Origin of the sequence: Borreliella afzelii (genome assembly GCF_014202295.1) — a bacterium.
Taxonomy (GTDB): domain Bacteria; phylum Spirochaetota; class Spirochaetia; order Borreliales; family Borreliaceae; genus Borreliella; species Borreliella afzelii.
This window is the reverse complement of record NZ_JACHGM010000017.1, coordinates 1-4,766: the sequence shown is the minus strand read 5'-3', so window position 1 is coordinate 4,766 and position 4,766 is coordinate 1. Positions and strand designations below refer to the sequence as shown.

Below are 4,766 nucleotides of genomic sequence, written 5' to 3'. Positions count from 1 at the left end.
AGAGAATCTAGCTAAGCCCTCATTTTTTTGCAAAAATTTTTGTAAAAAAGTTGGCAAAAATAGTTTTTGCTATATATTTATTTTTATAAAACAAAATAAGGAGTACATTATGAACAATGGTTCAGAAAAAAATCAAGATATACAAAATAATATACAAGCAAAAATAAGCTTCAGAAAAGATATGCAAACTCTAATTTTGAATTTACCAGGTATTGATAAAAGTCTTCAGGGACATAAGTATAAGTATCAGGATTTCAATGACATAGTTAGAGTAATAAAAAATGTTATTAAGGAACATAAATTGGATCTTATGTTTACGCAAGATCCAATTTCTAAATATGTAGATGGTCAAAAGGAACATGTTATTAGGACCACATTCTACAGCACAAGTACTGGGTATGAAGAGTCTTTTGATACACCAATGCTTACAGAAAATTTACAATGGGACAGTGAAACTGGGTCTAAAGTTGTAAGTACAGCTCATCAAATGTTTGGCTCATCTATTACTTATGTCAAAAGGTACGCTTTAGTGGGACATCTTAACATAGAAAGTGAAGTGGATATTGATGCAGCACTTAATTACAATAATTATGAAAACAAAAATTCTATAAACAACAAGCAAGTTAATATCAATCAAGAACAAAAAAACTACAATAATCAAAATCAGGAAAAAACAATAATTCAGAACAACAAAACTACACCATTCAAAAACAAGAAAAAAGATAGTTTTTATCATTATGGAATTTTTAAAGAAGCGTTGTCTAACATAAAAAATTGGGTACATGACTTTGAAACAAAAGATAATATAAACTCAATTATTCAAAAAATAAGCTTTATTCAGAATGTAGACCCTAATAATGTTGATGATGTTAAGAAAATTGAAGCCGATTTAATCGCGTTTATTACTAAAAATGCTGAACTTAAGAGTCCAATGTTTTGGGCGGCAATTATAAAAAACCATTTTAAAAAAACCAATAGATTAAAGGATTTAAAAGATTTTGATGAAAGATTTATGCCGTCTGATCAGCGTGATTATAACGACAGTCCATTAATATTCTTTGACTCGTTAAAAGAAGATAAACAATTTGATTTTATATTTGCAGCATAGCAATATGTTTAAAGCCCCCAAATAAGGGGGCTAGTATATTACGGAAGAATGTCGCACAAACTATTTGCTTGTTCTGGGAATTTATCTATATCCCCACCGCTAAGTGCCCCTTGAACCGTCTGTTTAAAAGTGTTTTCCTGTTGAGCAGCATTTTGTTTCCCCTTACATTTATTAAGTTCAGTTTTTATATGGTCAAGTGCTGTTTTGATTTTAGATACATCATATTGTAAAAATTTATCAAATTCCCCAGCATTAGTTAGAGCGGTTTTTAACCAATCAAGATGTATTTTCTGATCTTCAGATAGTTTTTCTTTAAGTAATTCTTCAGGAGATTTAGGTATTTCTTGTTGTAGTTCTATTTGGCCTAAATTATGTTTTTCCCCATTTTCCGCTTGTTGGGACTCAGTAAGTTTATTCTTGTTCTTAAGAGTGTCATTATCATTAGCATTGCAGCTGTTTAGGATTAGTAAAAATAAACAAAATAATACATTGATAATTTTCATTTTTATTTTCCTTTTTTATCTCTAGTACAATATATTGAGTAATAATAAGATTTATTCTTATAAATATAGCTCCTATTTTTAAAAATATTGTTAATTTATAAGGATCAAAACAGAGTGTTTAGTAATTACTGTTTTTAGGTGTGTTGTTTGGAAATGATAAATTATATATTTTGAAGATTATTTGTAATTTCTATTTATAAAACCCATTAATTATCGACGTAATAATATTTGCTATGCTAGATATAGCAATTGGAGCTATTATTATTGTAATAATAATTATTAATCTATTGCTTATATTAAGTTTTTCTAATAAAAATTTTTCATGAATTTTGAGTTTTTCGTCAAGATTTTGTTTAAGATTTTGTTCCGAATTAGATATCTTTTCGTCAAGATTTTGTTTAAGATTAGCTATATCTTGTTTTAAATTCTTTTCTACGGTGTCAATCTTAGTATTTAAATGCTTTTCTATGGTATCAATTTTAGTATCTAAACCATCTATCTTAGCATTTAAGCCATCTATTTTAGCATTAAATTCGTTTTTTATACTATCTATTTTAGTATCTAAATTCTTCTCTACAAAATCGATTTTAGTATTAAGTTCACTTTTTGCAGAATCAATCTTAGAAACAAGATTATCAAACTTTATCCCAAATTGTTTTTCTAGATTTTCTAAATCTCTATATGTAAGTTCATTATGATAGTATCTTTTAGATAAATCTTGTGCTATTAGTTGTTCCATGCCCAATCTTATAAATTCATTGTATATTTGCTCTTCAGTTATACTTGCAATATTTGGTAGTGCTGGTTTCATAATATTTCCCCTTTACAGCCTATTATACACTATTTTAGTTAGCTTTAGATATTTTTACATATAAAGTATAAGTTCTTGCAAGAACAACTTATTTGTAATTTACATTTTTAACTAGGGAATATTGATTATAGACTTTTTGTGCCATGGGTTTTGTTTTTTGAATGTACTCCAAAAGTATTTTTATATTATGTTTGATTGAAGTTATGGAGTGTTCATCTCTTAGTGTTGATAAGTCTGGAAAAGTATATTCTGGATAATTTGGGTCATTAACTTTTACTTTTGTTTTAGCTAAGAATGTTATAAGGTACATAACATAATCTGATAATTTTGCCTCATATTTAGCTAAAGAGCCGAGTGTTTGAATAATTGGTGGTTTTGGTTCATCTGGTAAACTAGCAATAGTATTGCAACATAGTAGTAAAGTAAGTAACAAGTAGTTTACTAGTTTAAGCATTTTCATCCCTTTTAAGGATATTAATATATTCCCTCATGATTTTATTGCGTTTTGCTTTTAATGAGGAGATAATTTTATTACTTTTATTATTAGAAATAGCCTCTATTATCTGGATATTGTATTTTAATATGTCTTGTATTTCTTCTAATATTTTTGTTGATTCGGCTGTTTCCATAGATTTTAGTGTGCTCATATATGTTTTGTAGAAAAAATCTATTACCTTGCTAAAAGTATTAATGTAGTTATGATCTATGTTAGTATCAGTTTTAGCTATGTTAGTTAAGCTGGATAGTAAATTAAGCCCTAAACCAATAGTGTTATTTTGCATTACGTGTTTCTCTCTTGATAGATAGGTTTTCCTTCTTGATTGAATTTTAGCTTATTAGATATTTTTAGATTTTTTTCATCAGAATTGACTAGATCAATACATTGATTGATTTTCTCATTTATTGGGGCGAGTGTTTTAGTTATTGTTGGGGTTAATGCACTCTCAAGTCTTTCCATATTTGCCGTATAGATTAATTGGTAATGAGAATACAGTTCATAAACCAAAAAGAATCCTTTGTGTGCCATTTCATCAAATTCATCTTCAAATTTAGAAAATATATCAATAAGGTTTGATATAGATGTAAGTCCAAGCTCAACATTATCTTTAGATAATTTCATAAATTAATCCCGTTTTTTAATATGGTTATTTCCATTTCCGTTTCTAAAAAACTTACCTATGACTATAGATAGTATGTCTTTTAATAACGGTTTTAAAAGAATTAGTACCCCTAAAACCAGTACTGTTACAAAAATCATTACGGCTATGAGTTTTATTTCATTTAGATTAATAAGAAGTTCTGTTATTTTAATATCCATTTTTAATCCTTCATTTTAATTTTTTATTTGTATATACATTATATACCAAAATTGTAATTTTTGCTAAAAAGTCTACAATTTCATAAGATATGGGACTTGACTTCCTGATAAGTAGGATCTTTTTTGCATATACCATCCTTTATATATTGGGAATCTAGATGCAATATCAGAGTAGCTTTTATGTTTATAAACTAAATTTGCTTCAGATTCATCTGAATATTTTAGGTATAATTTTCTCGTCTCATTGTAATCATGTTCTATCTCAAGTTCTATATCAAGATAAATGATTTGATCGTCATACCTTTTATAAAAAATAAGATTCACATCGTTATAACTTTCCATATCAATAACTATTCTTTTTTGTTCGTAGCTAGACCAATAAATTGTAGAGCCCGCAACCCTGCCACCAAAGGAAAAGTTAGATGGCACTCCTAGTAATTGTTTGGGAATTGGAGTTTTTTGAATACTTGAAGAAGACATTATCAAAAGATCGTCACTGCTAGATAGAGTAACTGATGATATGCTATCTGTAAGGCGCGATTTGATTTTACTAAAAAGGTTAGAAAGCTTATCAGAATTATTGCTAATTAGTTTGTCAATTATGTTAGCGTAAATTTTTTTGACAAATTCTTCATCAGCTGTAAGTTCTTCGGCGATTGTAGATTTAATTATCTCCTTAAAATAGCCCAGTCCTTCGCCTTTAAATGTTTTGTCTTTAGTGGTTTTCAAAAAATTTTCATAAGTAATAGCGTTGCTACTTGCAACTCCATCATCAAGTAGTAAAAGATCGGTGTTTTTGACGGTCGTAACCTTATTCAAATCTTTAATTTGAACTGTTTCTTCTTCATCAATTAATAATTTTTCTTCTTCTCCAGCCATAAAGCCCCCTTAATTGTTAAAAGTTATAATATTTGCGCCATCTTCATTATTTATTTTAAGAACCCTACCAATAGGAATAATCCCCTTTATAAAAGCATAAATTGAATGATCATAGCCTTTGGGAAGTGAGTTGAATACCAAAGCCTT

General features: G+C 28.1%; 9 protein-coding genes. 1 reads left to right on the top strand and 8 read right to left on the bottom strand.

Annotated features, from left to right (window positions below; translation table 11 throughout):
* The first annotated feature begins 109 nt into the window (after nt 1–109).
* Entirely contained in the window at nt 110–1,108 is a 999-nt protein-coding gene (locus HNP63_RS06265) for an ERF family protein (protein WP_183227606.1), read from the top strand.
* A gap of 38 nt (nt 1,109–1,146) precedes the next feature.
* Here the strand turns inward: HNP63_RS06265 and HNP63_RS06260 are convergent, their stop codons facing one another.
* The 8 genes from HNP63_RS06260 to HNP63_RS06225 all read right to left on the bottom strand — a co-directional run.
* A complete protein-coding gene (locus tag HNP63_RS06260; RefSeq protein WP_014486207.1) occupies nt 1,147–1,611 on the bottom strand; it encodes an Mlp family lipoprotein in 465 nt (154 codons plus the stop codon).
* Nucleotides 1,612–1,801: 190 nt separating this feature from the next.
* On the bottom strand, nt 1,802–2,422 hold the full coding sequence (gene bdr, locus HNP63_RS06255) for a Bdr family repetitive protein (RefSeq protein ID WP_183227604.1): 621 nt from the start codon (nt 2,420–2,422) through the stop codon (nt 1,802–1,804).
* An 88-nt stretch (nt 2,423–2,510) separates the two neighbouring features.
* Entirely contained in the window at nt 2,511–2,876 is a 366-nt protein-coding gene (locus HNP63_RS06250; RefSeq protein ID WP_183227602.1) for a BBA14 family lipoprotein, read from the bottom strand.
* Entirely contained in the window at nt 2,869–3,204 is a 336-nt protein-coding gene (locus HNP63_RS06245; protein ID WP_183227600.1) for a BlyB family putative holin accessory protein, read from the bottom strand. Before HNP63_RS06245 ends, HNP63_RS06250 begins: the two co-directional genes overlap by 8 nt.
* Nucleotides 3,204–3,542, bottom strand: coding sequence for a BlyB family putative holin accessory protein (locus HNP63_RS06240; RefSeq protein ID WP_183227598.1), 339 nt, complete (start codon nt 3,540–3,542; stop codon nt 3,204–3,206). The genes HNP63_RS06245 and HNP63_RS06240 overlap by 1 nt, the downstream gene beginning before the upstream one ends.
* A gap of 3 nt (nt 3,543–3,545) precedes the next feature.
* On the bottom strand, nt 3,546–3,740 hold the full coding sequence (locus HNP63_RS06235; protein WP_044052710.1) for a BlyA family holin: 195 nt from the start codon (nt 3,738–3,740) through the stop codon (nt 3,546–3,548).
* Nucleotides 3,741–3,812: 72 nt separating this feature from the next.
* Nucleotides 3,813–4,619, bottom strand: coding sequence for a DUF685 domain-containing protein (locus HNP63_RS06230; RefSeq protein ID WP_183227596.1), 807 nt, complete (start codon nt 4,617–4,619; stop codon nt 3,813–3,815).
* Nucleotides 4,620–4,628: 9 nt separating this feature from the next.
* Nucleotides 4,629–4,766: DUF735 family protein (locus tag HNP63_RS06225; protein ID WP_235685169.1), on the bottom strand; the 138-nt coding region annotated here is incomplete at its 5' end.

Bases quoted from the DNA above. Each gene is read 5' to 3' on its own strand.
- HNP63_RS06265 (WP_183227606.1), top strand. From the start codon at position 110: ATGAACAATGGTTCAGAAAAAAATCAAGATATACAAAATAATATACAA.
- HNP63_RS06260 (WP_014486207.1), bottom strand. From the start codon at position 1,611: ATGAAAATTATCAATGTATTATTTTGTTTATTTTTACTAATCCTAAAC.
- bdr (WP_183227604.1), bottom strand. From the start codon at position 2,422: ATGAAACCAGCACTACCAAATATTGCAAGTATAACTGAAGAGCAAATA.
- HNP63_RS06250 (WP_183227602.1), bottom strand. From the start codon at position 2,876: ATGCTTAAACTAGTAAACTACTTGTTACTTACTTTACTACTATGTTGC.
- HNP63_RS06245 (WP_183227600.1), bottom strand. From the start codon at position 3,204: ATGCAAAATAACACTATTGGTTTAGGGCTTAATTTACTATCCAGCTTA.
- HNP63_RS06240 (WP_183227598.1), bottom strand. From the start codon at position 3,542: ATGAAATTATCTAAAGATAATGTTGAGCTTGGACTTACATCTATATCA.
- HNP63_RS06235 (WP_044052710.1), bottom strand. From the start codon at position 3,740: ATGGATATTAAAATAACAGAACTTCTTATTAATCTAAATGAAATAAAA.
- HNP63_RS06230 (WP_183227596.1), bottom strand. From the start codon at position 4,619: ATGGCTGGAGAAGAAGAAAAATTATTAATTGATGAAGAAGAAACAGTT.